A 26582-nucleotide genomic window follows, 5' to 3' on the forward strand; every position below is an offset into this window, starting at 1 on the left:
AGCAAGACTGCGGGAACGGAAATCGTTCTTTAGGCCCCCGGCGGGTTGAAACCGCCGGTGGATCCGAAGCCTCCCGTACCGCGCACGGACCCGCTCAATTCATTGACGGGGATGAACTGCGCGTGCTCCACACGCTGGATAACCATTTGCGCAATTCTATCGCCGCGGTGCAGCTCAATGGACTGGCTCGCGTCGGTGTTCAGCAGGGTGACGGCTATTTCCCCCCGGTATCCGGCATCCACCGTTCCGGGGGCGTTGACAATGGTCAGCCCGTGTTTGGTGGCAAGCCCCGACCGCGGATGGATCAGGGCGACGAAGCCGTCAGGGAGGGCAATTGCCACTCCCGTGGGAACCAGCTTGCGCTCCCCCGGCTGCAGGACAACGTCCTCCCTGGCACGAAGGTCAGCGCCGGCGTCGCCCGGGTGCGCGTAGGAGGGCGCCTCGAGGCCTGGATCCAGCATCTTCAGCTGGACCTGCAGTGTGGGGGCTGTGGCCGACGGCGCCAGGCCGGCAGGTTCTGCGGTGAAGGTGTCTACGGCTGCGGAATGATCAGTCACAGTCACTCACTCTAACCCGCGCCCGCCGCGCGCACCTAGGCGCAGGCACCTGCCGGGGGCAGGCACTGTGCTGCGGGGAAGGCGCCGCCGGCGCCGGGACAGAAGCGGCCGGGATGAAATAGCCAGGGAAAGATGGAAAGCTTGCGTCATGCCCGAATCCAGTTCCGCCGCGCCCGTTCCCGGCACACCATCATCCGAAGCCGCAGTGGTCTACCGGGAAAAGCTGTGGCCCAATGCCTGGATCTGGATCATCGCAGCGGGCATCTCAGGTGCAGGAATCCTGGTGTTTGCACCTATTAGCGCGGCTGCGGGCTACACGGCTGCGGTGGTTCTCTTCACGATTATCGCCATCCTCCTGATCCTTTCCACCCCCACCATCCTGGTCACGGAAAACACCCTGACCGTGGGGCGGGCCACCATTGAACGCCGCTTCGTGGGTGCCGCCCAGCCCTTCCGCGGTGAAGAAGCGACGGCGGAACGCGGCACCCGGCTGAACGGCCTGGCCTACCTTTGCATCCGGGGCTGGATCGATCCCGTCGTCAAGATCGGCATCACCGATCCCTCGGATCCGACGCCGTACTGGCTGGCGTCCACCCGCCGCCCGGACAAACTGGCGGCAGCCCTTCAGCCCTCACAGTCCCTGCAGTAGAACCGGCCGTCCTTCTCCCTGGCGATCTGGGAGCGGTGCCGTACCAGGAAGCACGAGGAGCAGGTGAATTCGTCAGCCTGGGCCGGAACCACCTGGACCACCAGCTCCTCGCCGGAGAGGTCCGCGCCCGGCAGTTCAAAGCCGGCGGCAAGCTCGCTTTCGTCCTCATCCACCACCGCAACCGGTTTGTCAGACCGGCGCGTCTTCAGCTCTTCCAGCGAGTCCGCGGTGGCGTCTTCCTCGGACTTGCGCGGCGCATCGTAATCGGTGGACATCGTGGCCCTGGCCTTCTTCCTGTGCGATTGTCTGGGACAACACCCTTCATAACGCGGGATGCGCCGGGTTGGTGCCCGGTGAAGGCCGGGCCTGGCGGAGGATTTGCGAGCGTTGTCCCGGAAAATCGCGGCGCGCCCTGCCCCTTGACGGAAAACCCGTCCCCCGGGTGGCAAAGTTTCGAGTGATAGTAATGCCAGGGTGGAGGATTTGTATGCAGGATCTACGGCTTGTAGGCGTACACGACGACGGGACTCACCTCCTGTTGAGCGGGGCCGGCGGCGAGATGTTCCAGCTGCCGATCGACGAAGCGCTGAGAACGGCCAGCCGGCCTGCGGTTAAGCCGCGGGCCGAGCGGCCAGCTGTTCCGATGTCCCCGCGGGACATCCAGGCGCGGATACGCGCCGGTGCCACTGCGGCCGACGTCGCCGAGCTTTCCGGGCTTCCGCTGGCCAAGGTTGAACGGTATGAGGGGCCGGTCCTTGCTGAACGGGAGTACGTGGCCCAGCAGGCCCGCAAAGTGGAAGTGGCCTCGCCTTCCCCCGGCCATGACGTCTACCGGTCCGCGTTCGGCGACAACCCTGCCACGCTGAATGACATGGTGGGGCACCGGCTCGCCGCCCATGACATCGACCCGGCCACGGTGGAGTGGGATTCCTGGCGTCGCCAGGATGGGACCTGGACTGTCTCGGCCACTTTCGAAGCCAAGAACGGCACCACTCCGGGCATAGGCGAGGAGCCCCCGGCACTGTGGACCTTCAGCCCGGCACGGAAGTCGCTGCAGAACGCCAACCGCTGGGCCCAGCAACTGAGCGAACTGGAGCCCCTGGACGGGCCCGTTCCTGCCCGCCGGCTGTCGGCCGTTTCCGACCGGCCCTTTGACTTTGAGACCGATGCCGACGCCGTTCCCGGAAGCCAGGCAGGCAATGCCGGCCACGCGCCGGGCAAGGAAAAGGAATCCGACGGCCTCCTGGACATGCTGCGCTCACGCCGGGGCCAGCGGCTTGGCGTGGATGAGGATTCCGACGACGCCCTGGCCCTGCTCCTCACGCACGGCGTGCCGGCTGCCCATCCCCGGCCCTCCGAGGTCACGCCGGAAGCAGACGAACAGGAGGCGGAGCCGGAGGAAGACGCCGGCAGTGCCCCGGCTGCCCAGGGTGATTCCTTCATCCGGCGCCGGGATGCCCGCCCGTCGATGCTTTCCCGGCTGAGCCTCATCCCCCCGCACGCGGACCCGGTGGAAGACAACCTCCGGCTGCACAACGGTGTCAGTACAGACACCCGGGAGATAACAATCGTGGCCTCCCCCCAGCGCCCCTCCGGTTCAGCGGAACCTGACGCGGCACGCGGCACCGGCGCCTCAGGCAGCGGAGCAGGACTGGACGAACTGCTGGGCGGCAACCCGCGCCGGCCGGCACCGCGCACTGACGATAGCTCCCCTGCCACCGGCCAGCTCCCGGAAACGGGCGCACCGGAAAGGCAGCCCTCGAGGCCCAAGCGCTCCAGCGTTCCGTCCTGGGACGAGATAGTCTTCGGGACCCGCGGAGACTAGGTACACGGCCTGCGCGCCGGCCGGCTGGACACCGGACGCTTAGGCGCCTGCCCCGGTTCCGCCGGTGCCGCGCCACAGGCACGCATCCACCTCGAACGGCAGCAGCTGGTCCTGCTCAGCCATGAGGTTGGCACCATGGGCCGTGACCCGCCGCATGAAGTGGCGCCGGCAGAGGGTTTCGTAGCCCACCACGGGAATGCGGCCTGCGGCCGGAGCCGCTGATCCGTCAACGGCCATGTCGACGTCACCCACCACTACCTGGGCGCCTTCGGTGACCATGACGCCGTCCACCGTCCTTGCATTGTGCGTAGCCCGGCGGCCGCACCAGCACAGTGCCTCCACCTGTAAAACCTGCACCCGGTCCGCCAATTCGATCAGCCGCTGCGAGCCGGGGAAGAGCCTGGTGCGGAAGTCGGCGGTAATACCGAAGGCAAAAACGTCGACGTCGATCTCGTCCACGACCTTCGCCAGCTGTTCCACCTGCTCCGGCGTATAGAACTGCGCCTCATCGCAAATCAGGTAGTCCACGCGCTGGCCCTGGGTGCGCCGCAGCATGACTTCCTCCCAGAAGTCCGTGCCGTCCGCCACCTCCACTGCGTCGGTTTCGAGGCCGAGCCGGCTGGAGATGCGGGATGCGCCGGCACGGTCGTTGCGGCTGAAGCGCACACCGCCCCGGCCCCGGGCACGGTGGTTGTGATCCATCTGCAGCGCGAGGGTGGATTTGCCGCAGTCCATGGTGCCCGAAAAGAAGACGAGTTCAGCCACGGCGGACGCTCCTGCCGCCTGCCGTGAAGCACAGCAGCGGGACCTCCCGCTCAGCCTTGGTCAGGGATCCGTGCTGGCCCACGACTTCCATCGCCGTGGGGCGGACGCGCCTTGTGTCATACAGTGCCAGCTCATCGCGGGCTGCAATCATCACGTCGCCGATCCTGCCCTCGACGGCGGGCCGAACCGGGCCGAAGAGCCCCGCCGCAATGGCGTCCTCCCTGGTGAAGGCCCAGATGCGGGTACCGAAGCGGGTGCGCCAGGCTGCGAGAAGCCTTTCGCGTGTGCCGGCGTCGGGCCCTGTGCCGTCCGCTCCGGTTTCCAGGTAGAGGTGCACCATGCGCGGTTCGCCGGCGGTGTGCCGGACGCCTTCCACCAGCGCCGGGTCGGCTGAAAAGTCGATGCGCTGTTGTTCCGGCACATCCAGCATGCCGTGGTCCGCGGTCAGCAGGATGGTGGTGCCGGCAGGCAGGGAGGCATTCAACCGCTTCATGGTGGCATCCAGCTCCTCAAGCTGGTGCTCCCAGGATTCGGACTGGCAGCCGTAGCGGTGCCCGGCCTTGTCCAGCTCGTTGAGGTAGAAGTACAACAGGGCCGGGCCGGGGACGGCGAGGGCTTCGGCGGCGGCCTCAGTCCGGGCGTGGGAAGTGGTGCCGGCCACGAAGGTCCCGCCGCGCAGGGCAGCCCTGGTCATGGGCGAATCGCCGAACTGGGGAAGGCTGACCGTGGTGACGGCGGCCTGGCCTGCAGCCCGTTCCAGCACGGTGGGGAACGGCTGCCAGGCGAGGGGGTCCACCCCGGCGTCCCAGTTGCCGAGCATGTTGACCACTTTGTCCTGCTCCGGGTCAAGCACGTCGTAGCCCACCATGCCGTGCTGGCCGGGGGGCAGCCCGGTACCGAAACATGCCAGAGCGGCGGCCGTCGTTGAGGGGAATGCCGAATCCAGCCACACGGGAACTTCCCCCTGACCGGCCTGGATGACCGACCTGAGGAAGGGTGTGTGCGCGGACTTCTGCTTCAGGAGGTTCCGGCCCAGGCCGTCGGCCACCACGACGCAGACACGCGACGCGGCAGGAAGGCCAAGCGTATTGGTGAAGCCATCGAGGCCCAGGCTGGCCGCGGCACTGGTCAGCACATCCGCGACGGAGCGCCGGCCGTAGGCGGGGGCGGGCGGAAGGTCGGCCGTCCGGCCGGCCTGGACTGGAGCGGCATGCGACGGGGTAACTGCGGCGGGGATGGTCAGGCGGCGTTCTTCCGGCATCTCAGCGCTGCTGGTGCCCGCGGCTCAGCCGGTTGCCGAACACGCCCGGACGCGGACGCGGAGGGAGGGACTGGATGTGCGGCACCGGGGCGGCGGAGCCCGTGTTGACCGCGCGCAGCGCGCGGGCAAACAACTTGGCGTCCTGGACTGCCTGCAGCCCGTCAGCCTCAGCGCTGATCCGGAGGACGATGTCTTCCTGCGCAATGGTGCCGCTGTAGCCGTGGTCGGCTTCGCACTGGGGATCCCCGCAGCTGGCAGGGCCCATGTCCAGCCGCTGGCCGCCGGACCAGGCGATGGACAGCGTCACCTCGCGCACGGGATCCGATGGCTTATAGTTCTGCGGCTGGGCGTACATGTAGCTGAGCACCACGGAGCGGATCTGCGCCACGGGGACGGATTCCGTGGAGATCTGGGCCACGATCTGTTCACCGGCCTCGTCCAGCTGCTGGTCGTCCACGTGGGTAATTACCAGCATGTCCGCGGTCAGCACCAGAACGGTGATGTGGCGCCGGACCTCGGCCCGGTCAAAGTGGGTTTCCAGGTGCACCAGGTGGGCAACACAGTCGCGGCCGTCCAGGGCGTCGTCCACCACGTCGGCAACAAGGCGCGGGTAGAAACCGGCCTTCTGCAGTGCGCCGTCCAGGCTTTGGCCCTGGGCACCGTGGTTATGTGAGCTGTGGCGGACTGCCTGGTTTTCATTGCCGGGCGTTTCGGGCGCCGACGCGGGAGGCTGTGAGCTCATTCCCCCATTTTCACAGATGGGCCGGTCACATTGCTAACCGCGTCAGCCGAGCATGGCCCGGCGGGCGCTGTCCGTGCGCTGGGCCGCGTTGCCGATCCGGACGTCCGCCGCCAGGATAACCGCCCCGGAGGCGCCGCAAAGCACCGGATTGAATTCCAGCAGCGCGATCTCGGGGTGGCTGTCCTTCAGCCACGCGAGCCTGCCGGCAAGGTCCTCGAGTGCGGCGACGTCCACTGCGGGCAGGCCCTGGTAGCCGAACAGCTTCCGGGCCGCCCGCGGTCCGCGGATGAAATCGTGCACGTCCGCCGCGGACAGGGGCGGCACCCGGTGGGCCCAGTCGTCCAGCAGGTTGACGGCGTCGCCCGCCAGGCCGAAGGAGATGACCGGCCCCAGGAGCGGGTCTTCGATGGCCCGGAACGTGCAGGCCTGGCCAACGGGCGCCATGGTCTGCACCTCCAGGGCGGGGTCGCCGTAACGGGACAGGATGCGGCGCATCTGCAGCACGTTCAGGCGCAGGGACTCGGCGTCCTGGATGTCCAGCCGCACTCCCCCGAGGTCCAGCCGGTGGCGCAGCGAGGGGTCGGTGGTTTTCAGCGCTACCGGCCAGCCGAGGGCCTCCGCGGCCTCCACCGCCTCGTCGGGGCTGTCAAAACCGGCAGAGGGCAGTACGGTGATGCCGTAGTGGCCCAGGAGGGAACGCGTGGCCGCCGGGTCCAGCCGTTTGAGCTGCTCGCCTTTTACGTCGCGGAGGTGGGCCTCGAGTTCTGCCCGGGCGGCCTGGGGATCGCAGCCTTCGGGTTCAACGAAGTGTCCATGGTCGCGGGAGACCCACTCGGCATACCGCACCACGGCCGCGAGCGCTGCCACGGCGGCGCCGGGGTTGGAAAAGCAGGGCACGGCGCGCTCCCCGGCCCCCACCATCCCCTCAACGTAGACAGAGGGATCCAGGATCCCCGTGAACGCGGCCACCACGGGCTTTCCGGACTTCACGGAGCATTCGGCCAGCACCTCGGCGATGCTGTCCACGGTGAGCCCGCGGGCCGGAAGCAGGGCAGCGACGGCTGCGTGGACGGCGTCCGACTCCAGCGCCGCGAGCAGGGCCGAACGCAGGGCGGGAAGGGCCACCGACTGGCCGGCGTCGAGGTCCACCCCGGCCACTACCTGGCCAATGCCCAGGCCGTGCGAGGCGGCACTGTCTGCCACCACCTTGCCCAGCGCCTGGGAGTTGCTGAAGATGGCAAGGCCGGGCCCGGCCGGGAGCGGCTGGCCGGAGACGACCTGGGCAACATCCACCAGCTGCTCTATGGTTTCCACCCGGATGACGCCGGACTGGCGCAGCATGGCGTCCAAGGCGCCCGCCGGCGCCTGGGTGGTGCGGACGGCGTGCCCGGGCGGCAGGCGCAGCCCCATGGCGTCGGACTTGGCCACGATCACCGGCTTGATGCGCGCCAGCCGGCGGGCCAGCCGGGAGAACTTGCGCGGGTTGCCGATGGATTCCAGGTACAGGCCGACTGCCGAGGTGTCGGCGTCGTCCTCCCAGTACTGCATCATGTCGTTGCCGGAAACATCGGCGCGGTTGCCGGCGGAGAGGAAGGTGGACAGGCCCAGCCGGCGCCTGCTGGAGGCGGCATAGAGCGAGACGCCGATGGCGGCCGACTGGGAGAACAGCCCCAGGCTGCCCCGCAGCGGCATCGCGGGCGCCATGGAAGCGTTCAACGACACGTCGGGGTGGGTGTTCACAATTCCCAGGGACGCCGGTCCTATCACCCGCATGCCGTTGGCCCGGGCCTGCCGCACGAGGTCCCGCTGCCTCGCGAGGCCGCGTTCGCCGTCGTCCGCGAAGCCTGCCGAAGCAACCACCAGTCCCTTCACCCCGGCCGCGGCGCAGTCGGCCACGACGGCGGCGACTTCCTCGTAGGGGACGGCCACCACCGCAAGCTGGACGGGCTCGGGGACTTCGGAGAGCCTGCCGAAGGACATCATGCCCGCCAGTTCCAGCGCCTCGGGGTTGATGGCGTACACGCTGCCGCGGAAGCCGCCCTCGATGATGTGCTCCAGCAGCTGGTACCCCACGGTCCCCCATTTTCGGCTGGCACCGATGACGGCAACGGACGACGGCGTCAGCAGGTCGCGGACGCTCCTCGCCTCTGCGCGGTGCTCACGGGATTCCATCACCGCCCGGGACCTCTCGGTGGGGTCGATGTTGAACTCCAGGCTCACGACGCCGTCGTCAAAATGCCGTTTGACGTCATACCCGGCATCGGAAAAGACCATCAGCATCTTGCGGTTCTCCGGCAGCACTTCGGCGCTGAAGCGGCGGATGCCGTTTTCGTGGGCGGCGGCGGCAAGGTGTTCCAGCAGGATGGAACCAATGCCCCTCCCCTGGTGGGCGTCCGCGATGTTGAACGCCACTTCCGCCTCGGCGGGGTCGTCGAGCCGGTCATACCGGCCGATGCCGACGATTTCACCGCCGATGGTGATGACGAACGCCACCCGGTCCCGGTAATCCACCTCGGTGAACCGCTTGAGCTCCTTGCTGGAGAGCCTGGCCTTGAACGCGAAGAAGCGCATGTAGATTGAATTCTGCGACTGTCCCATGTGGAATGCCTGGACGGCGTCCGCATCCGAGGGATGGATTGGCCGCAGATGCGCGGTTCCGCCGTCGCGCAGGACGACATCGGCTTCCCAATGTTCCGGATATTCGCCGTCCACGGGCTGATCCACCATAGGCTTAGCCTAGCCAAAAACTCCCGCAGCACCGCCGCTCGCGCACAATAAACCGTTTGCACAGCACTCCAGAAGGATTTACCCACCCATGGCCCGCCGCCAAAGCCCAGCCCCCACCGTGGAAGACAGCACCCCCTACACGGAGAACATCGTGGACATCGATGTCACCTCCGAAATGGAGGGGTCCTTCCTGGAGTACGCGTATTCGGTGATTTACTCGCGGGCCCTTCCCGACGCCCGCGACGGGCTCAAGCCGGTGCAGCGCCGCATCCTCTACATGATGAGCGATATGGGCCTGCGCCCCGACCGCGGCCACGTGAAGAGCGCCCGCGTGGTGGGCGAGGTCATGGGAAAGCTGCACCCGCACGGCGATACCGCCATCTACGACGCCATGGTGCGCATGGCGCAGGACTTCTCGCTGCGGCTGCCCCTCATTGACGGGCACGGCAACTTCGGCTCGCTCGACGACGGCCCTGCGGCTCCGCGGTATACGGAGGCACGGCTGGCCGCCGCCGCCCTCACCCTCACCGACCACCTCGATGAAGACGTGGTGGACTTTGTCCCCAACTACGACAACCAGCTGACCCAGCCGGACGTCCTGCCGGCAGCGTTCCCCAACCTGCTGGTCAACGGTGCCACCGGCATCGCCGTCGGCATGGCCACCAACATGGCCCCGCACAACCTCGTGGAGGTCATCGCGGCCGCGCGGCACCTGATTGCCAACCCGGACGCGACGCTGGATGACATCATGCGCTTCGTGCCCGGCCCGGACCTGCCCAGCGGCGGGCGCATCGTGGGCCTGGACGGCATCCGCGACGCCTACGCCACCGGGCGAGGGTCCTTCAAGACCCGGGCCAAGGTGGAGATCGAGCAGCTTTCCGCGCGGCGGACCGGCCTGGTGGTCACCGAGCTCCCCTACATGGTGGGCCCGGAGAAGGTCATCGAGAAGATCAAGGACGCCGTCAATGCCAAGAAGCTGACCGGCATCAGCGACATCGTCGACCTGACGGACCGGAAGCACGGCCTGCGGCTGGTCATCGAACTGAAGAACGGCTTCAACCCCAACGCCGTCCTCCAGCAGCTCTACCGCTACTCGCCGATGGAGGACTCCTTCGGCATCAACAATGTCACCCTGGTGGACGGGCAGCCGCAGACCCTGGGCCTGGTGCAGCTGCTCACCGTCTACGTGAACCACCGGATCGACGTGGTGCGCCGCCGGACCGTCTTCCGGCTGGGAAAGAAAAAGGACCGCCTCCACCTGGTGGAGGGCCTCCTCATCGCCATTGTGGACATCGACGAAGTCATCCAGATCATCCGGTCCTCGGATGAGGCCGCCGCCGCCCGGGCCCGGCTGATGTCCATCTACGACCTCACGGAAATCCAGGCGAACTACATCCTGGAACTGCGCCTCCGCCAGCTGACCAAGTACTCCCGGATCGAGCTCGAGAAGGAACAGGACGAGCTCCGCCGCGAGATCGCGGAGCTGGAGGCCATCCTGGGCTCAGAGGAACGGCTGCGCACGCTGGTGTCCGACGAACTGGGCGCCATCGCCGAAGAGCACGGCACGCCGCGGCGGACTGTCCTGCTGGAATCAGAGGCTGTGGCCCCCACCGTTGCCGCCGACCTCGCCCTGGCCGCGGGAAAGAAGGGCAAGGCCGCGCCGCTGGCCCTGGAAATCGCCGACGACCCCTGCTGGGCAATCCTGACCGCGTCCGGGCAGGTGGCCCGCACCAGCAACCAGGAGCCGCTGGCGGAGGCCGGCCCCCGGGCCAAGCACGATGTATACACGTCCGTGGTCAAGACCTCGGCGCGGGGCGAAATCGCTGCGGTCACCTCACAGGGGCGCATGCTGCGCCTCCAGGTGATGGACATGCCGGTCCTGCCCCCGGTCTCGGGCCTGCCGAACCTCGCCGGCGGGGTTCCCGCCAAGGATTTCCTGACCCTCCTGAAGGGGGAGACCCTGGTGGCGTTCGTCCCGCTGGACGAAGTGCTGGCCATTGGCACTGCCCAGGGAGTGGTGAAGCGGGTGCAGCCGGACTATCCGCTGAACCGGGAAGACTGGGACGTCATTTCCCTGAAGGACAAGGACTTTGTGGTCAACGTGGTGCCTGCGGGAGCCGATGATGCCGAGCTGGTGTTCCTGACCAGCCAGGCGCAGCTGCTGAAGTTTGGTGCCGCAAGCGTGCGGCCGCAGGGCCGTACGGCCGGCGGCATGGCAGGCATCAAGCTGGCGTCCGGGGACCGTGTACTGTACTTCGGCGCCATCCAGCCCAAGGACGAGGCCGCCGTTGTGGTGACCATCGCGGGAACCACCGGCGCGCTTCCCGGCACCGCCCCCGGCACAGCCAAGGTGACCGCGTTCTCCGAGTATCCGGTGAAGGGGCGTGCGACGGCCGGAGTGCGGGCCCACCGCTTCCTGAAGGGCGAGGACACGCTGCTGCTCGCCTGGGCAGGCCACGGCCCGGCCAAGGCGTCCTCGGCAGCCGGGGTCGCCAGGTCCCTGCCGCAGGAGCATGGCCGGCGTGACGGATCCGGAGTCCCGCTCTCCCAGCCGGTGGATGTGGTGGGTCCCGCCATGGCCTGGCCTGATCCCGCCCAGACTGCCTGATCCAGCCTAGACTGCTTCCATGCCTATCGTTCCTGATGAGAAGGACTGGACCTGGGTCCTGACCCGTCCCTGCCCGGAATGCTCTTTTGACGCTTCCACGGTCACGCCGTCAACGGTCCCCGGGACCATCGAAAACATGCTCCCCCGCTGGCGGGCCGTCCTGCGCAGGCCGGACGCCGCCGAGCGCCCGAACGAGCACACCTGGTCGGCGCTGGAGTACGCCTGCCACGTCCGGGACGTCTTCAGCCTCTTTGACCAGAGGCTGAACCTCATGCTGGATTCGGACGACGCCCGGTTCGAGAACTGGGACCAGGACCGGACAGCGCTGGACAAGGACTACGCCAACGCCGATCCCGCCGTGGTGAGCGCTGAACTGGCCGCAGAGGGCAAGCAGGTGGCGGAGTCCTTTGCCGGCGTCCGCGAAGCTGAGTGGGGACGGAAAGGGCTGCGCAGCAACGGTTCTGAATTCACCGTCCTGACCCTCGCCCAGTACTTCCTGCACGACGTCGTCCATCACCTTCACGACGTGGACGGCTGATCCCCCTCTGCCGCGGTAAGCGCATACGCCGTCGAGGCACGGGTCCGGGCATACGCAGGCGCGGGTGCGCGTCCTGTGTTCCCTGACCCGGCGGCCAGCACCAGGCGGGCGTCGCCGGGGGCGATGTCAGCGGGGTTGTGGGTCACCAGCACCACAGTGCGGTTCCGCAGCCCCGCGCGCAGGTCCGCCAGCATGTCCTGTGCCGATTCCGCATCCAGGTGGGCCGTCGGCTCGTCCAACAGGATCACCTCCGCGCCCGTCATCAGCGTGCGGGCCACCGCCAGGCGCTGGCGCTCCCCTCCGCTCAGGAACGCACCGCCGGGACCGATCCGGGTGTCCAGGCCCGCCGGCAGCCCCTCCACCAGGCCGGACAGCCCAACGGACGCAAGCACATCCCGAAGTTCGGCGTCGCCGCCGGCAGCCCGGTCCCCGGAGGAACGCTTGCCCAGCAGCAGGTTGCCGCGGATGGTCGAGTCAAAGAGGTGGGCCTCCTGCGGGCACCACGCGGCCCGGCCGGTCACCCGGGCAGTCCCCGCGGCGGCCGGAAGGAAGCCCAGCAGGACCGAGAGCAGGGTGGACTTTCCGGAGCCCGAGGGCCCGGTGACTGCCAGCCAACGCCCCGGTTCCGCAACCGCGTCCAGCCCGGCAAACACCGGCGCACCGCCCGGCCAGGCCGCGGCAAGGTTTTCGAGTTCGACGCCGGGAGCACAGTTGTGCCGGGGCGGCACCTCCTGCAGGCCGTCCGCAGCGCTGCCCACGGAATCGGGGGCGGCGCGGTCCAGCGCGCCCGAGGCGGCGACGCGCCGCATGACCGTCCGGAGCGCCGGGAACTGGCGTACCGCCGTCGTCATCGCCGCGTAAGGTTCCACGAGCGCGAGGAGCAGCAGCACCACCACCGCCGCAGTGGCGGGCTCGAGGCGGCCCTCGAACACCGCGGGAGCCGCCAGCAAGGCGGCAGCGAAAGCCGCGGCGCAGCACGAAGCGGTGGTGATGGCGTGGCCCAGTCCGTCCGCCCAGGCCGAGCGCCGGGACGCCCGGGTCGCATTGCGGTCCTGCGCCCGCAGTCCTGCAAGGACAGCGAAGGCAACGCCGTTGGCGTGCAGCTCGGCCCTGGCATCAAGGGCTGCGGAAATGCGCCGCAGCACTCCGGACCTCAGAACCTGTTCGGCGCTGGCAGATTTCCGGTCAGCCCACAATGCCACGGCCGGCGCCATGAACAGGCTGGCCGCGGCGGCGGCCAGGACGGCCGGCAGCGCGGCCGGCACCAGCAGGCCGGTAGTGGCCAGCGCCAGCGCGGAGACGGCTAGGGCGGTAACGGGCGGCAGCACAACGCGGGGCAGGAGGTCGCGGACGGTATCGACGTCGTCAATCACCGATCCCAGGACGTTGCCGCCCTGGAGCAGGCGGCGGAGTGCGAGCGCCCTGCGGCTCAGCGACTCCCACAGCTGTCCGCGGAGCCGGGTGAGGGCGGCAAACACCGCATCATGCAGGAGGAGCCGTTCCCAGTAACGGAGCAACGCCCGCCCGATGCCGAAGAACCGCACCCCCACGATGGCGGTCAGCAGGTACAGGATGGGCGGCTGCCCGCTGGCCCGGATGATCAGCCAGCCGGACAGGCCGGACAGCGCCACGGCGAAGACTGCGGCCAGCGTGCCCACCACCGCGGCGGCCGCGAACTTGCCGCGCACCGGCGCAAGGAGCACTGCGAGCAGCCGGGCGGTGGCGCGGCTGTCTGCTGGTTCGGGCGCGGCGGGGATTGTGGCGCCGGCAGCCGTGCCGGCTGAGTCGTCGGCCGTTTCGCCGGCGGCGGAGCCGGCCGCGGTAGCAGGTTGTGCCTGGAATGCATCCGCCGGGTGCGCCGCGGCGGGGACTGTCCGGCCCGGCCCTCCCACGGCCACCACGTGGTCCGCGAGGCTGCGGGTGCGTTCATTGTGTGCCACCAGGATCACCGTCACCCGGCCCCGGAGCTTCCTGATGGCCTCCTCGACGGCCATCGCCGAGGCGTCGTCCAGGTGCGCGGTGGGCTCGTCGAGCAGCAGGACGGTGGCTCCGGCCTCGATCTTCGCCAGCCCCCGGGCCAGGGCGACCCTCCGCAGCTCGCCCGGGCTCAGTTCCGCCGGGTGCTGTTGGGCCAGGTGGCCGGCGGCAGCGCGGTCCAGGCAGGCGCGTGCGGCGGCTTCCGCGCCTGCATGGCCGCGGGCGCCAGGGATGTCCCCGGAAACGTAGAGCACCACCTCATCCAGGACGGTTTCCGCGAGCATCGCGGGGTGCTGCGGCACCCAGGCCAGGGCGGTCCGGTCCAGGCCCTGGACCGTGCCGGTTACCGTGGTGCCGGCGCCGTCGCCAATGGTCCCGGCCAGGACGCCGAGGACCGTGCTCTTTCCTGCACCGCTGGCGCCGTCCAGGGCGGTGATCCTGCCTTGGGGTGCCGAGAAGGTGAGCGGGCCGACGGCGGGCCCTGACCTTCCGCCGTAGCTCACGGCAAGGTCCATGACGGTGACCGGCGCCCCGGGCCTTCCTGCCTTGGCTGCAGGAAGCGGGCGGGGCTCGGGAGCATCCGTGACAGCGGCGGCTGCGGCGAGGGCAACCCGGCCGTCGTCGCTGGCGTGGTGGGCGGTGCCCAGTTCCCGCAGCGGAAGATAGCAGTCCGGCGCCAGGATCAGGGCAAGCAGGCCTGCTTCGAGCGGCATGTCGCCGTGCACCAGGCGGACACCGATGAACACCGCCACCACAGCGACGGAGATGGTTGCGATCAGTTCCAGCGCCAGGGCCGACAGGAAGGCCGTGCGCAGGGTTCCCATGGTGCGGGCGCGGTATTCCTCCGAGATCTCCTCCAGCGCCTTGCGCTGCGCCGTGGCCCGGCCGAGTCCCACCAGGACGGGCAGGCCTTTGGCGAGCTCCAGCATGTGGGCGGAGAGCCTTGCGAGGGAGGCCTGCGCCTCGCGGACGCTGTCCTCGGTATACCGGCCGATCAGCACCATGAACAACGGCACGAGCGGCACCGTCAGGACAATCACCACTGCGCTGAGCCAGTCGGCGAAAAGGATCCGCGCTCCCAGCAGCAGCGGAATCGTGGCGCAGTTCACCAGCGCGGGCAGGAACTGGGTGTAGTAGTTGTCCAGGGCGTCCAGGCCGCGGGTTGCCAAAACGGCGAGTCCGCCGTCGGCCGGTCCGGTCTCCCTTACGCCGTTGCGCAGAGCCCGTTCAAGGAGCCCCGCGCGGAGCTCCTCCTTGATGCCAAGGGCGGCCCGGCGGGATGCAACGGCTTGTCCCCAGACCGTCAGGGACCGCAGGACCGCGCCGGCCAGTCCCAGGGGAATCTCGCCGGCCCAGCCAGGGTCCCCCGCCACCATTCCGGCGAGGGCTGATGCCACCGCCTGGCCCATGAGCACCAGGGACAACGCCTTGAGCGCAGCCAGCAGTCCCAGGAGGTAGAGGGCGGAGCGGGTGGCGGGACCGGGCGGGAAACTTGGCCGCATGTCAGCCCTTCGTGGTGAAGGCCCTGGCGGCGATGGCCGGCAGGAAGCTGTGCGCCTCCGGGATATGCGCCGCGCTGACACGCCGCCGGAAGACCCAGTAGGTCCAGGCCTGGTAGGCGATGACCAGGGGGAGGCCGAAGGCGGCCACGACACTCATAAGGCCAAGAGTGTAATCCGAGGAGGAAGCGTTTGAAATGGTCAGGTCAAAGGCGCTGTCCAGGGTGGAGGGCAGCACCACGGGGAATACTGCGGCGAAGATGGACGCGGTTCCGAGTACCAGGAAGGCGCCCAGGGCCAGGAAGGCCTTGCCTTCGGCTGCCTTGCGGGCCAGGACCCAGGCTGCGGCCGCCGCGGCAACGGCGAGGATGACCAGGGCCCAGGTCCACGGCTTGCCGTCGAGGAACTGGATGCTGAGGGCCCACGCGGCGATGGGCAGCAACAGCACCGGCAGCAGCCGCACGAACCACTGGCGGGCCCGGTGCCGGACGTCGCCGTCGGTCTTCAGGGCCAGGAAGGCCAGCGCATGCAGCAGTGAGAAACCCGCTACGGCGAGCCCGCCCAGCACGGCGTAGCCGCTGAACCAGGCCAGCGGACCGCCCTCACGGTCGCCGTTCGCATTCAGGGGAAGCCCGGTGGTGGTGAGGGCCAGCGCGGCGCCCACTCCGAAAGCGGCGAAGAAGGAACCGAGGGCGATGGCCCAGTCCCAGCGGGCACGCCACTCTTCGGTGTCCACCTTGCCGCGGTATTCGAAGGCCACCGCGCGGAAGATCAGGGCAACGAGCACCACCAGGAGCGGCAGGTAAAGGGCCGAAAACAGGGAGGCATACCAGAGCGGGAAGGCAGCGAAGGTGGCGCCGCCGGCGGTCAGGAGCCAGACCTCGTTGCCGTCCCAGACCGGGCCGATGGTGTTGAGCAGTACCCGGCGTTCGGTGTTGTTGCGGGCGAAAAGCTTCATGAGCATTCCGACGCCGAGATCGAAGCCCTCAAGGAAGAGGTACCCGGTCCACAGCACGGCGATGGCGATGAACCAGATGGTCGGGAGCAGTTCCATTCTGTGTTTCCTCTGCTTGGTACGGGCTAGTAGGCGAAGGCCAGGACGTCGTCGGCGGGTTTCCCGCCGCCTGGGCCGCCCGGTCCCGGGGTGGCGTCCTCGTTCTCGTCCACGGGTGCGTGCGCCAGTTCCGGCATGGCGGAAACTACTCCGCCCCGGATGTACTTGACCAGCAGCTTGACCTCAACCACCAGCAGGACCGCGTACACCGCCGTCAGCGTTACCAGTGATGCCAGCAACTCTCCCGCCGACACCCCCGGCGAAACCGCGGCGGCGGTGAACATGAACACCTGGTCGATGCCGCTGGGGTCGGGATTGGGGGCCACCACAAAAGGCTGGCGTCCCATTTCCGTGAAGATCCAGCCGGCAGCATTGGCACCGAACGGGGCCAGGATGCCGAAGACCGCCAGCCGCATGAGCCACGGGGACTCTGGAACGGTTCCCTTCCGGGTGATCCACAGCGCCACCAGCCCTGCCAGGGCGGCAAGCCCGCCGAAGCCGATCATCATGCGGAAGCCCCAGTAGGTCACCTCCATGACCGGCAGGTAGTCGATCTCCTGCCCGGCGCGTTCCCCGTAGATCGGGTTGTCCGGCAGGTTCGTGCCGTACTTCTCCTGGTATTCGGGCAGCAGGGTGTTGACCCCCTGGACTTCGGTGGTGAAGTCCCCCTTGGCCAGGTAGGAGAGGATGCCCGGAACCTCGATCAGCGCCACGATGTCGTCACAGTTCTGCGAGCCGATGTTGCCGATGCTGAGGACCGAGAAGCCGGTGCCGTCGTGGCAGGCAGCTTCCGCCGCGGCCATCTTCATGGGCTGCTGCTCGAACATCAGCTTGCCCTGGAGGTCGCCGGTGAGGGCTGTGCCGGCGAAGGAAATCATGGCAACCACGGCGCCGATGCGCAGGGACCGGAGCCAGACCTTGTGGTCGTTCAGGTCACGGCCGGGGATGTCCGCTGCTTCGCCGGGGACCACCTTGCCGTCGGCGCCCACGGTGTCGACGCCGTCGCGCCGCCTCCGCCACAGGTGGTACCAGGCGATGCCGAGGAGGAAGCCGCCCGCCACCGCCAGTGCGCCGAACAGCGTGTGGGGCACTGCAACGAGGGCGGTGTTGTTGGTGAAGACGGCCCAGGCGTCAGTCATGACGGGCCGGCCGTCGATCATCTCCACACCCACCGGGTGCTGCATCCAGCTGTTGGCCACGATGATGAAGTAGGCGGAGAAGACGGAACCGATGACGGCAATCCACAGGCAGGCCAGGTGGATGCCCGGCTTGAGCTGTTTCCAGCCGAAGATCCACAAGCCCAGGAACGTGGATTCCACGAAGAAGGCGAGGAGCGCCTCCAGTGCCAGCGGCGCGCCGAAAACATCGCCCACGAACCGGCTGTATTCGCTCCAGGCCATGCCGAACTGGAACTCCTGGACGATGCCGGTGGCCACGCCCATGATGAAGTTGATGAGGAACAGCTTGCCCCAGAACTTGGTCATCCGTAGGTATTCGGGGTTGCCCGTGCGGTGCCAGGCGGTCTGGATGACGGCCACGACCAGGCCAAGGCCGATGGTCAGCGGAACCATCATGAAGTGGTAAACGGTGGTGATGCCGAATTGCCAGCGTGCGATTTCCAGCGCGTCCATAGCGTCCAAGGCGGTCCCTCGTGTCAGCGAAATGCAGATCTTCTACGTTTTGTAGAACTGAACTTCTACCGAGTGTAGAACAACGTCGGCAGCGGTGTAAAAACCAGCTTCCACTCCCCTGGAGCCGCAGGCAAGGGAGGGGGCAGGCGAAGTGTTCTACCCAACGTAGAAAGTCTTGTGAAAACCGGGTAAATTAGAACTTGTAGTTGAAGCAAAGCATGCAGCCACCGCCGCTTCGACGCGGTGGCGCGGGGAACAAAGGAAAAGTGCAATGGCTAGTCTTGGTGAACTGGAACGGGCAGTGATGGATCTGCTCTGGGCGGGCCAGGGAGCAGCCACCGCTAATACCCTGCGGGACCGGCTGGCGCAGACGTCGGCCGGACAGGACGGCACGGCAGCCCATGAAGGCAAGGAACTTGCCGTGACCACCGTTCTTACCGTGCTGTCCCGGCTGGAAAAGAAGGGCCTGGTGGAGCGCGAACGCGGCACCCGCCCGCACCGGTACCAGGCAGTGTCCAGCCGTGCGGACCACACCGCTGAGCTGATGCATGAAGTGCTGGGGTCGGCGCCGGACCGCGAGGCCGTGCTGGCACGCTTCATTGGGTCCGTTTCCGAGGGCGAGGCCGAGACGCTGCGCAAACTGCTTGGCCACCTGTAACGCACCATGTTCTGGGCCTCATACCTGCTGGCGGTCCTTGCGATAGTCCTGGCGTGGCCGGTGCCTATCCTCCTCTCGCGGGCGAAGTGGCCTGCCCGCTCGCCGTTCACTGCCATGATCCTGTGGCAGGCGATCGCCCTGGCCGGCGGGCTGTCGATGATCGGCGCCATGCTGGTCTACGGCCTGGAGCCGATCGGCGACAACCTGATTGCGGGGCTTCGGGCACTGGCCGGAATGGTGCTCTTCAATGCCCCCACCACGGCTTTGGGGTTCTGGCACATCTTCGCCCTGTCCGCTGCCGCCCTGCTCACCGCCCACCTGGTGTTCACACTGTTGCTGACCTACTACAAGATCGAGCGCCAGCGCCGGCGGCACCGCGAACTGCTGGCCCTCCTGGCCTCACCGTCCGGTGAAGGAACGGGAACGCTCGTTATCAGCCATGACTCCCCCGTGGCCTACTGCCTTCCCGGCGGCGCCCGCTCGGTGACGGTCCTCTCGGATGGCCTGATGGCGGCCCTTGAACCGGCTGAACTCCGGGCGGTACTGATCCATGAGAACGCCCACCTGAACCAACGGCACCACCTGCTGCTGTGGGCTTTTGCCGCGTGGCGGCAAGCACTGCCGTGGCTGCCCACCACCCGCCTGGCCCAGGAGTCGGTGAATTCGCTGATCGAAATGCTGGCCGACGACGTCGCGCTCAAAACCGAGAGCAAGGCCACGCTGATCAAGGCCATCGCCATCGTGGCCAGCGGATCGGCCGGGAACACCGGAGGAGCGGAACTCCGCCCCTCAGCTTCCAGCCTGGCGCTGTCCGGGCTCGAGGCGGCCGCCGGCACGCCCGGCCCGGACCCGGCCCGCACCACGGCCACCAGGGTCAGCAGGCTGCTCTCACCCCAGCCTGAGCTGCCGGCTCCGGTCCGGAACATGGTGATGGCCGGATCCGTACTGCTGCTGGCGCTGCCCACCGCCCTGCTGGTGGTACCAGGGCTGCCGGGCTGAGCCGCGGCGTCGTACCTCCGGCGGCTCCACCGCCCCGTCAGGCGTCGATGCGCTCCCGGTCCAGGCTGGCGGCGCCGGCGATAATAAAGTCCTTGCGCGGCGACACGTCCGAGCCCATCAGCAGGTCAAAGGTCTTCTCGGCCTCTTCCAGTTCCGCGATCCCCACTTTGCGGAGCATCCGGTGCCGGGGGTCCATGGTGGTCTCGGCCAGCTGCTCCGCATCCATCTCGCCCAGGCCCTTGTACCGCTGGATGGGTTCCTTGTACCGCTTGCCTTCCTTGGCCAGCCTGGCCAGCAGCACGTGCAGCTCGGCCTCGGAGTAGGTGTAGATCATCTCGTTGGCCTTCTGGCCGGCGTTGATCACTTCCACCCGGTGCAGCGGCGGAACGGCGGCGAACACCCTGCCCTTCTCGATCATCGGGCGCATGTAGCGGAAGAAGAGCGTCAGGAGCAGCGTGCGGATGTGCGCGCCGTCAACATCGGCGTCCGTCATCAGGATGACTTTGCCGTAGCGGGCGGCACTGATATCGAAGCTGCGCCCGGAACCCGCACCCACCACCTGGATGAGGGCCGCGCATTCGGCGTTGGAGAGCATGTCCCCCACCGAGGCCTTCTGCACGTTGAGGATCTTGCCGCGGATGGGCAGCAGGGCCTGGAAGTCCGAGGACCGTGCCAGTTTGGCGGTTCCCAGCGCTGAATCGCCTTCCACGATGAAAAGTTCGGAGCGGTCGACGTCGTCCGTACGGCAGTCGGCAAGCTTGGTGGGCATCGAGGAAGTTTCCAGGGCGTTCTTGCGCCGCTGGGTTTCCTTGTGGACGCGTGCCGAGATCCGCGACTTCATTTCGTTGACGATTTTTTCCAGCAGCAGGGCCGACTGGGCCTTGTCGTTCCGGTTCGCGGAGCCGAGTTTGGCACTGATCTCGCGCTCCACCACCTTTGACACGATGGCGCGCACCGCCGAGGTGCCCAGGATCTCCTTGGTCTGGCCTTCGAACTGCGGCTCCGCCAGCCGCACGGTCAGGACGGCGGTCAGGCCCGCGAAGATGTCATCCTTTTCGATCTTGTCGTTGCCCGCCTTGAGCTTACGGGCGTTGGTTTCCACCGCTTTGCGGAAGGTCTTGACCAGGGCCTGCTCAAAGCCTGACTGGTGGGTTCCGCCCTTGGGGGTGGAGATGATGTTAACGAAGCTCCGGACGGTGCTGTCGTAGCCAATGCCCCAGCGCAGCGCGACATCCACCTCACAGTCCCGCTCCACCTCGGCCAACTGGCTGTGCCCGCGCTCGTCCAGGACGGGAACCGTCTCCTTGAACTTTCCGGAGCCGTGCAGCCGCCAGACGTCAGTGACGGCGGGATCGGCGGCGAGGAACTCCGCGAATTCGGAGATCCCGCCGTCGTGGTGGAAGACCTCTTCGTGCACTCCTGCCTCGCCGGGCGTTCCCGGGAACCTCCGCTCATCGCGCACGGTCAGTTTGAGGCCGGGCACCAGGAAGGAGGTCTGGCGCGCGCGGGCGGCCAGTTCGTCATAGGAGAACTTTGCGTCCGGCGTGAAGATCTGCCGGTCGGCCCAGTACCGGATCCGGGTGCCCGTGACCCCGCGCTTCGCTTTGCCCACCACGTCCAGCACGGAATCGTCCACGAACGGGGTGAAGGGTGCGGCGGGGTCGACCTTGGAGCCGACGTCCTTGAAGCGCCCGGGCTCGCCGCGCCGGAAGGACATCTTGTAGGTCTTGCCGCCGCGGTCCACCTCAACGTCGAGGCGGGAGGACAGTGCGTTGACCACGGACGCGCCGACGCCGTGCAGGCCGCCGGAGGCGGTGTAGGAGCCGCCGCCGAACTTGCCGCCGGCGTGCAGTTTCGTGAAAACCACTTCGACGCCCGTCAGGCCGGTCTTGGGTTCCTTGTCGATGGGGATGCCGCGGCCGTCATCGTGGATCTCCACGGAGTTGTCGGCGTGGAGGATGATCTTGATGTCGTGGCCGAAGCCGGCCAGGGCCTCATCCACGGAGTTGTCGATGATCTCCCAGAGGCAGTGCATGAGTCCGCGGGAGTCGGTGGAACCGATGTACATGCCCGGGCGCTTGCGGACAGCCTCGAGGCCCTCCAGTACAGACAGGTGCCGGGCAGTGTAATCAGAACTTGGTGCCACTGGTGATGAACTCCTTCAGGGACGGGAACAGCAGGCGTGGATCGCTTCCTCTAGGGTAGTCGGCCGGGTACCGGCAGACCGGCTGCCACACCTGGCCGGGGGTGTGGACCGCGCCACGCGGGATTGTGCCGGCCAGCCCCTGCGGCGAACTTGAGCCAACTTTGCGGATACGCGCACAGCGAACTTGCCCCATCCTTGCGATGGTTTTGTTACGAATGCTGGTTATATAGACGTACTGATCTACTAAGGAGGCCGACATGACAACAGCAGTGGCAGACCGCACACTCAACGCACTGGACCGGTGCGATCGTTGCGGAGCTCAGGCTTACGTCCGGGTTGTATTGGAGTCCTCCGGCGGTGAACTGCTGTTCTGCGGCCACCACGCCCGTGCAGTGGAGGCGACCCTCAAGCCGTTGAGCTCCGACTGGCACGACGAGACGGGCAAGCTTCACGAAAAGGCAGTCGTAGAAATCGACTAGGTTCCAGAAGCTGTTGGGACCCCGCCGCATGGTGGGGTCCCAATCCTTTTAAGCAGTAAAGATTCAAGGCACTGCCCCGCGGCGCAGCGGTCGTGCACGACCTGGCGGAAACAACGCGGCCCGCCGGCTGCCGCACCTGGGGCGCGGCGGCCGGCGGGCCGCGGTGTTGACCGGTCCTGACCTAGTCCAGGTAGTCCCGGAGCACCTGCGACCGCGACGGGTGGCGGAGCTTGGACATGGTCTTCGATTCGATCTGGCGGATGCGCTCACGCGTGACTCCGTAGACCTTTCCGATTTCGTCTAAAGTCTTCGGCTGTCCATCAGTCAGGCCGAAGCGCATGGCCACAACGCCGGCCTCACGTTCGGACAGCGTGTCCAGGACGGAGTGCAGCTGCTCCTGCAGGAGCGTGAAGCTCACGGCGTCCGCAGGAACCACGGCCTCGGAGTCCTCGATCAGGTCGCCGAACTCGGAGTCGCCGTCCTCGCCCAGGGGCGTGTGCAGCGAAATGGGCTCGCGGCCGTACTTCTGGACTTCAACGACCTTCTCGGGCGTCATGTCCAGTTCGAGGGCCAGCTCTTCGGGCGTGGGTTCACGGCCCAGGTCCTGCAGCATCTGGCGCTGCACGCGGGCCAGCTTGTTGATGACCTCGACCATGTGCACCGGAATACGGATGGTGCGTGCCTGGTCGGCCATGGCGCGGGTGATTGCCTGGCGGATCCACCAGGTGGCGTAGGTGGAGAACTTGAAGCCCTTGGTGTAGTCGAACTTCTCCACCGCACGGATGAGGCCCAGGTTGCCTTCCTGGATGAGGTCCAGGAACAGCATGCCGCGGCCGGTGTAGCGCTTGGCCAGCGAGACCACCAGGCGGAGGTTCGCTTCCAGGAGGTGGTTCTTGGCGCGCTTGCCGTCATGGATGATGAATTCAAGCTCCCGCTTGTACTTCGGATCCATGGAGCCGTCGTCAGCGTTGATCTTTTCCTCGGCAAACAGTCCGGCTTCGATCCGGAGCGCCAGGTCAACTTCCTGCTCGGCGTTGAGCAGCGCGACCTTACCGATCTGCTTCAGGTAGTCCTTGACGGGGTCGGCGGTAGCTCCGGCGGACATGACCTGCTGCACGGGTGCGTCGTCGTCATCGGCGTCCGAGTAGACGAAGCCCTTGCCGGAGCCGGCGGCACCCTTGGCGGGATCTGCCTCGGCGTCGTCCTCGATGACCTCGGGTCCTTCGAGGATGATGTCGTCGAGATCTTCGTCGACTTCTTCTACATCGTCCGCGCCACCGGCCGCAGACTTACCGGCGGCCTCGGCAGCTGCCTTTGCGCCTGGCTTGGGCCCGCGCTTCTTGGGCTCGCGCTTGCCGTCCGCGGCCTCACCGGCAGATGCTTTGTTGGCTGCCCGCGTAGCTGCCCGCTTGGCGTTGGTCGCAGCCTGCTTCTCCTCGGCGGACAGTTCGTCCTGGGCGGCGGGGTCCTTCTTCGTGGAAGACGGGGTCACAGAAAACCTTTCTAGCGGTGGTCTGTGGAATCACCATACGGGCAACACCACTATGACCCTGTCAAGTCCGTGGTGAAAACCAAGCGCTACCACGGCCGGCAGAGTCTATTAAGACAACTGCCGGAGCCGCTGTAATGTTCCCCGAAGGGCACAATCCTGGGCGCTCGATACACGGACCCAACCGGGTCTCGGCAACCATTGTCTCATGTTTTCCCGGTTAACGGCCTCTCCGCTGTTCTCATCGTCCGGCAAGCCCGCCGGCCCGTGCCCGCTGCACGCTCCCGCCACCCCTTCGCCCGCCACTCACGCCGCGTCGGGGCCAAATTTCTGCCAGGCGGCCTCCTTCCGTGCCGCCCAGCCGCAGACGGTTCCCCTGTGGACCAGTTCCAGCAGCAGTTCCGCGAGCCGGTACCCGGGTTCCAGATCCAGGGCCTGGGCGAGGTAGGCCGCGGAGAAGGAGCCGCGGCCCCGGCACCACGCGATCCAGCCCCTTCCCGTGAGCGATGCTGCCGCAGCCTTTCCTCCGGACGGTGCGAGTTGCCGGAAAATGAGATCCAAGGCGTCGAGCCTCTCCCAGTCCGGGGCGGTAGGCTGGATCCCCATCAGGACATCGCCATAGCGGGGAACACCCGTTTCCGTCGCCCGGCTGTTCGGAGTTCCACCGGGCGCGGCCGCTTCACGGCCAGGGCCGGCGCCAGAGGCTCCTGCCGGCGGGGCTACAGGTTCAAGGCGGCATTCGTCGCGAAATATGGCGAACTGCGCGGCCCCGGCTTCCGCTGCCGCCCGTCCGGCGGCAGCCATCATCAGGACGGCGTCCCGCCATCGCGGTACCAGCAGGGTTGCCCGCAGGAAGCCGTCGCGTTCAGCCTCGGGCAGCCACGGTTCACCCGGCGGACGGTTAAGCAGGGCCGCCCAGACCTCCAGGACAGCGTCAAACTGCGGCCTGCTTCCGCGGCGCAGGTCCAGTTGTGCCAACCACGCCTCTTCGGCCTCCCGGACAGCAGCAAAATGGAGGCTGGAACCAGGCAGGACCGCGGCCGCCTGTTCCTGCGGCGCCGGGCCCACGCTGCTTCCGCGGTACACCATTTCTGCGTTCAGGGTGCTGTCCCGGATCTCCTGCACCGGACGTCCGGGAAAAGGGCAGCACGCAGGATCAGCACACAACGCGTCCCGCCAATACTCGCTGCCGACATACCAGGCATCCCGGACCGGCATCCCTGCTCCGGCCAGCGCCCATTGCAGCCCCCCGAGCAGGCTGCCATAGCGGTCCGGCCCTGCCAGCCAGCCATTGTTGGTGAACAGTGCCAGCAGCGACCCGTCGGCATTACGGTCCGCTTCAAGGTAGGTGCAGACCGTCCGGGCAAAGGCGGCGGGCTGCGCCAGGACGTCCGGGCCGGGCAGATCCAGACGGAGCGTGGCGCCCAGCCGTTTGCCCTGCAATGTCATGGCAACCAGGCTTGCGGACGGCCAGTAGCCCAGCGAGTGGGGAATGAAGCCCAGGACGTCTTCCGGGCTGCGGATTGTCAGGTGTTCTGGAGGTGTCATGCCTCCAGCCTTCATGGACCGCCTGCACCGGGTAAGGACCTGGTCCGGCTATGTGGGGAACCCTGCGCTGTGCAGGACTAGTCGGCGCCGTCCGTAGGCGTCGGCTGCCGGCGCCGCGCGAGGTTTTCCCGCCGCTGGCGGGCAAGGGCGCTGCGCAGGGGTGGAACAATAACGCCCTGCGCGGCCATTTGGCGCCGCACCTTGCGCCGGCATACCAGCATCGCAGCCGCACCGGATCCGATCAGCAGGAACTGGACGCTCAGGGCAATACGGAACGGATCCAGCCCGTACAGGACGCCGTTGGAGAAACCGCTGGCATACAGGACGTCCAGCAGCAGCCCGATCAGGAAGATCGCGACAAGGGCTGCGATGAACCCGCCTACGTTGACGATGCCCGTCGCCGTTCCGATCCGGTGCGCCGGATTGAACGTCCGTGCGAAGTCGAAGCCGATCATCGAGCCGGGGCCGCCGACGGCGAGCACCACGACAAGGCCGGCCAGCAGCCAGAGGGGGGCCTGTCCGGGAGTCAGCAGGACGGCAGCCCATGCCCCCGCTGTAGCGCCGGCAATCAGCAGGACCATGGTGGAACGCCGCAGCGGATGCCTTGAAACGAAGCGTCCGATGAACGGCCCTACCGCCATTGCGGCGGCGACGTACAGCGCCATAAGGGCGGCAACTGTTCCGGCATCCAGTCCCTGGCCGGAAATGAGGAAGGGGTAGCCCCAGGTCATGGCAAACACCGTGCCGCTGAACTGGATGGTGAAGTGGCTCCACAACCCCAGCCGTGTCCCCGGCTGGCGCCAGGCCCGGGCCAGGGAGGCGCCGGTTGCCCGCAGGCCCTGTTTCGCGTGCGGCCGTTCCGTGCCCGGCGGGGCGTCCTGCAGGAGCAGCAGGACCAGGACGACGGCGAGCGCGGACAGGCCTGCCAGCATCAGGAACGCGGTGGTCCAGCCTGAGAGATGGAGGACGAAGGCGAACGGGATGACGCTGAACAGCTGGCCCAGCTGGCCGGACATGCCCGTCAGCTGGGTCACCAGGGGCACCCGGGCTGGAGCGAACCACAGGGGAATCAGCCGGATCACGGAGATGAAGGTCATGGCGTCCCCGGCGCCCACCAGCACGCGGCCGGCCACTCCCCCGGGAATTGTGTCGGCAAAAGCGAGTTGGAGCTGGCCCAGGCCCATCAGGGCGGCGCCGCCGGCGATCATGGCGCGCGAGCCGAACCTGTCCACCAGCAGGCCAACCGGGATCTGGAGTCCGGCGTAGACAAGGAGCTGGAGGACAGTGAAGAACGAGATCGCCGACGCGCTGGCATGGAACCGCTCAGTGGCTTCCAGCCCCACCACGCCAAAGGACGTGCGCTGCGCCACGGCTACCAGGTACCCAAAGATTCCGATGGTCCAGATAAGCCAGGCGCGGGGTGCAGTCAC

The 26582-nt window shown here is 67.6% G+C and carries 20 protein-coding genes; 7 read left to right on the forward strand and 13 right to left on the reverse strand.

Annotation, left to right across the window (positions count from 1 at the left end; translation table 11 throughout):
- Positions 1-29 precede the first annotated feature (29 nt).
- A complete protein-coding gene (gene dut / locus U7114_RS10945; protein WP_370460321.1) occupies positions 30-557 on the reverse strand; it encodes a dUTP diphosphatase in 528 nt (175 codons plus the stop codon).
- Between the two features lie 148 nt (positions 558-705).
- On the opposite strand from dut, the gene U7114_RS10950 reads away from it, so the two are divergent.
- Positions 706-1206 carry a DUF3093 domain-containing protein gene (locus U7114_RS10950; RefSeq protein WP_157238473.1) on the forward strand — a complete coding sequence of 167 codons (501 nt, stop codon included), beginning with the start codon at positions 706-708 and terminating at the stop codon, positions 1204-1206.
- Here U7114_RS10950 and U7114_RS10955 read toward each other — a convergent pair.
- On the reverse strand, positions 1182-1481 hold the full coding sequence (locus U7114_RS10955; protein ID WP_157238474.1) for a DUF4193 domain-containing protein: 300 nt from the start codon (positions 1479-1481) through the stop codon (positions 1182-1184). The two genes, U7114_RS10950 and U7114_RS10955, sit on opposite strands and share 25 nt — an antisense overlap.
- Before the next feature lie 212 nt (positions 1482-1693).
- Between U7114_RS10955 and sepH the strand changes: the two genes are divergently transcribed.
- Positions 1694-3031 (forward strand): septation protein SepH, encoded by a 1338-nt coding sequence (sepH, locus tag U7114_RS10960; protein WP_323057365.1) that lies wholly within the window; start codon positions 1694-1696, stop codon positions 3029-3031.
- A 39-nt stretch (positions 3032-3070) separates the two neighbouring features.
- Here sepH and U7114_RS10965 read toward each other — a convergent pair whose 3' ends face one another.
- The 4 genes from U7114_RS10965 to U7114_RS10980 are packed head-to-tail and all read right to left on the reverse strand — an operon-like array spanning position 3071 to position 8526.
- On the reverse strand, positions 3071-3796 hold the full coding sequence (locus U7114_RS10965) for a thymidine kinase (RefSeq protein ID WP_321215958.1): 726 nt from the start codon (positions 3794-3796) through the stop codon (positions 3071-3073).
- On the reverse strand, positions 3789-5057 hold the full coding sequence (locus tag U7114_RS10970) for an alkaline phosphatase family protein (protein ID WP_323057367.1): 1269 nt from the start codon (positions 5055-5057) through the stop codon (positions 3789-3791). Before U7114_RS10970 ends, U7114_RS10965 begins: the two co-directional genes overlap by 8 nt.
- Before the next feature lies 1 nt (position 5058).
- Positions 5059-5799, reverse strand: coding sequence for a DUF5998 family protein (locus tag U7114_RS10975; protein WP_157238476.1), 741 nt, complete (start codon positions 5797-5799; stop codon positions 5059-5061).
- Between the two features lie 42 nt (positions 5800-5841).
- Positions 5842-8526 (reverse strand): GNAT family N-acetyltransferase, encoded by a 2685-nt coding sequence (locus U7114_RS10980; RefSeq protein ID WP_323057368.1) that lies wholly within the window; start codon positions 8524-8526, stop codon positions 5842-5844.
- An 88-nt stretch (positions 8527-8614) separates the two neighbouring features.
- Between U7114_RS10980 and U7114_RS10985 the strand changes: the two genes are divergently transcribed.
- Both U7114_RS10985 and U7114_RS10990 read left to right on the forward strand, forming a co-directional pair.
- Positions 8615-11134, forward strand: coding sequence for a DNA topoisomerase IV subunit A (locus tag U7114_RS10985; RefSeq protein WP_321215955.1), 2520 nt, complete (start codon positions 8615-8617; stop codon positions 11132-11134).
- Positions 11135-11153: 19 nt separating this feature from the next.
- Positions 11154-11672, forward strand: a complete 519-nt coding sequence (locus U7114_RS10990) for a DinB family protein (RefSeq protein ID WP_104997551.1) — start codon at positions 11154-11156, stop codon at positions 11670-11672.
- Here the strand turns inward: U7114_RS10990 and cydD are convergent.
- From cydD to U7114_RS11005, 3 genes are read right to left on the reverse strand one after another with little or no spacing between them, the layout of a single operon-like run.
- Complete coding sequence (gene cydD, locus U7114_RS10995) at positions 11654-15151, reverse strand: thiol reductant ABC exporter subunit CydD (RefSeq protein ID WP_323057370.1); 3498 nt, start codon at positions 15149-15151, stop codon at positions 11654-11656. The genes U7114_RS10990 and cydD overlap by 19 nt on opposite strands.
- Before the next feature lies 1 nt (position 15152).
- Positions 15153-16202, reverse strand: coding sequence for a cytochrome d ubiquinol oxidase subunit II (gene cydB / locus U7114_RS11000; protein WP_323057371.1), 1050 nt, complete (start codon positions 16200-16202; stop codon positions 15153-15155).
- A gap of 26 nt (positions 16203-16228) precedes the next feature.
- Positions 16229-17833 (reverse strand): cytochrome ubiquinol oxidase subunit I, encoded by a 1605-nt coding sequence (locus tag U7114_RS11005; RefSeq protein ID WP_323057418.1) that lies wholly within the window; start codon positions 17831-17833, stop codon positions 16229-16231.
- A 271-nt stretch (positions 17834-18104) separates the two neighbouring features.
- On the opposite strand from U7114_RS11005, the gene U7114_RS11010 reads away from it, so the two are divergent.
- The gene (locus U7114_RS11010; protein ID WP_157238481.1) at positions 18105-18491 is read left to right on the forward strand and encodes a BlaI/MecI/CopY family transcriptional regulator; all 387 of its coding nucleotides are present in this window, start codon (positions 18105-18107) and stop codon (positions 18489-18491) included.
- A gap of 6 nt (positions 18492-18497) precedes the next feature.
- Positions 18498-19490 (forward strand): M56 family metallopeptidase, encoded by a 993-nt coding sequence (locus tag U7114_RS11015; RefSeq protein ID WP_157238482.1) that lies wholly within the window; start codon positions 18498-18500, stop codon positions 19488-19490.
- Between the two features lie 37 nt (positions 19491-19527).
- Here U7114_RS11015 and U7114_RS11020 read toward each other — a convergent pair whose 3' ends face one another.
- Positions 19528-21636 carry a DNA gyrase/topoisomerase IV subunit B gene (locus U7114_RS11020; RefSeq protein ID WP_323057373.1) on the reverse strand — a complete coding sequence of 703 codons (2109 nt, stop codon included), beginning with the start codon at positions 21634-21636 and terminating at the stop codon, positions 19528-19530.
- Positions 21637-21893: 257 nt separating this feature from the next.
- Here U7114_RS11020 and U7114_RS11025 point away from each other — a divergent pair, with 257 nt between their 5' ends.
- On the forward strand, positions 21894-22115 hold the full coding sequence (locus U7114_RS11025) for a hypothetical protein (RefSeq protein ID WP_139028897.1): 222 nt from the start codon (positions 21894-21896) through the stop codon (positions 22113-22115).
- Between the two features lie 181 nt (positions 22116-22296).
- Here U7114_RS11025 and U7114_RS11030 read toward each other — a convergent pair whose 3' ends face one another.
- The 3 genes from U7114_RS11030 to U7114_RS11040 all read right to left on the reverse strand — a co-directional run bounded on the left by U7114_RS11030 (position 22297) and on the right by U7114_RS11040 (position 26582).
- Entirely contained in the window at positions 22297-23607 is a 1311-nt protein-coding gene (locus U7114_RS11030) for an RNA polymerase sigma factor (RefSeq protein ID WP_321215950.1), read from the reverse strand.
- Between the two features lie 303 nt (positions 23608-23910).
- Positions 23911-25152: a DUF4192 domain-containing protein gene (locus tag U7114_RS11035; RefSeq protein WP_323057375.1), complete on the reverse strand. Its 1242-nt coding sequence runs from the start codon at positions 25150-25152 to the stop codon at positions 23911-23913.
- A 77-nt stretch (positions 25153-25229) separates the two neighbouring features.
- Complete coding sequence (locus U7114_RS11040; protein WP_323057376.1) at positions 25230-26582, reverse strand: MFS transporter; 1353 nt, start codon at positions 26580-26582, stop codon at positions 25230-25232.

The sequence above is a fragment of the Pseudarthrobacter sp. C1 genome, from assembly GCF_034720455.1.
GTDB lineage: Bacteria > Actinomycetota > Actinomycetes > Actinomycetales > Micrococcaceae > Arthrobacter.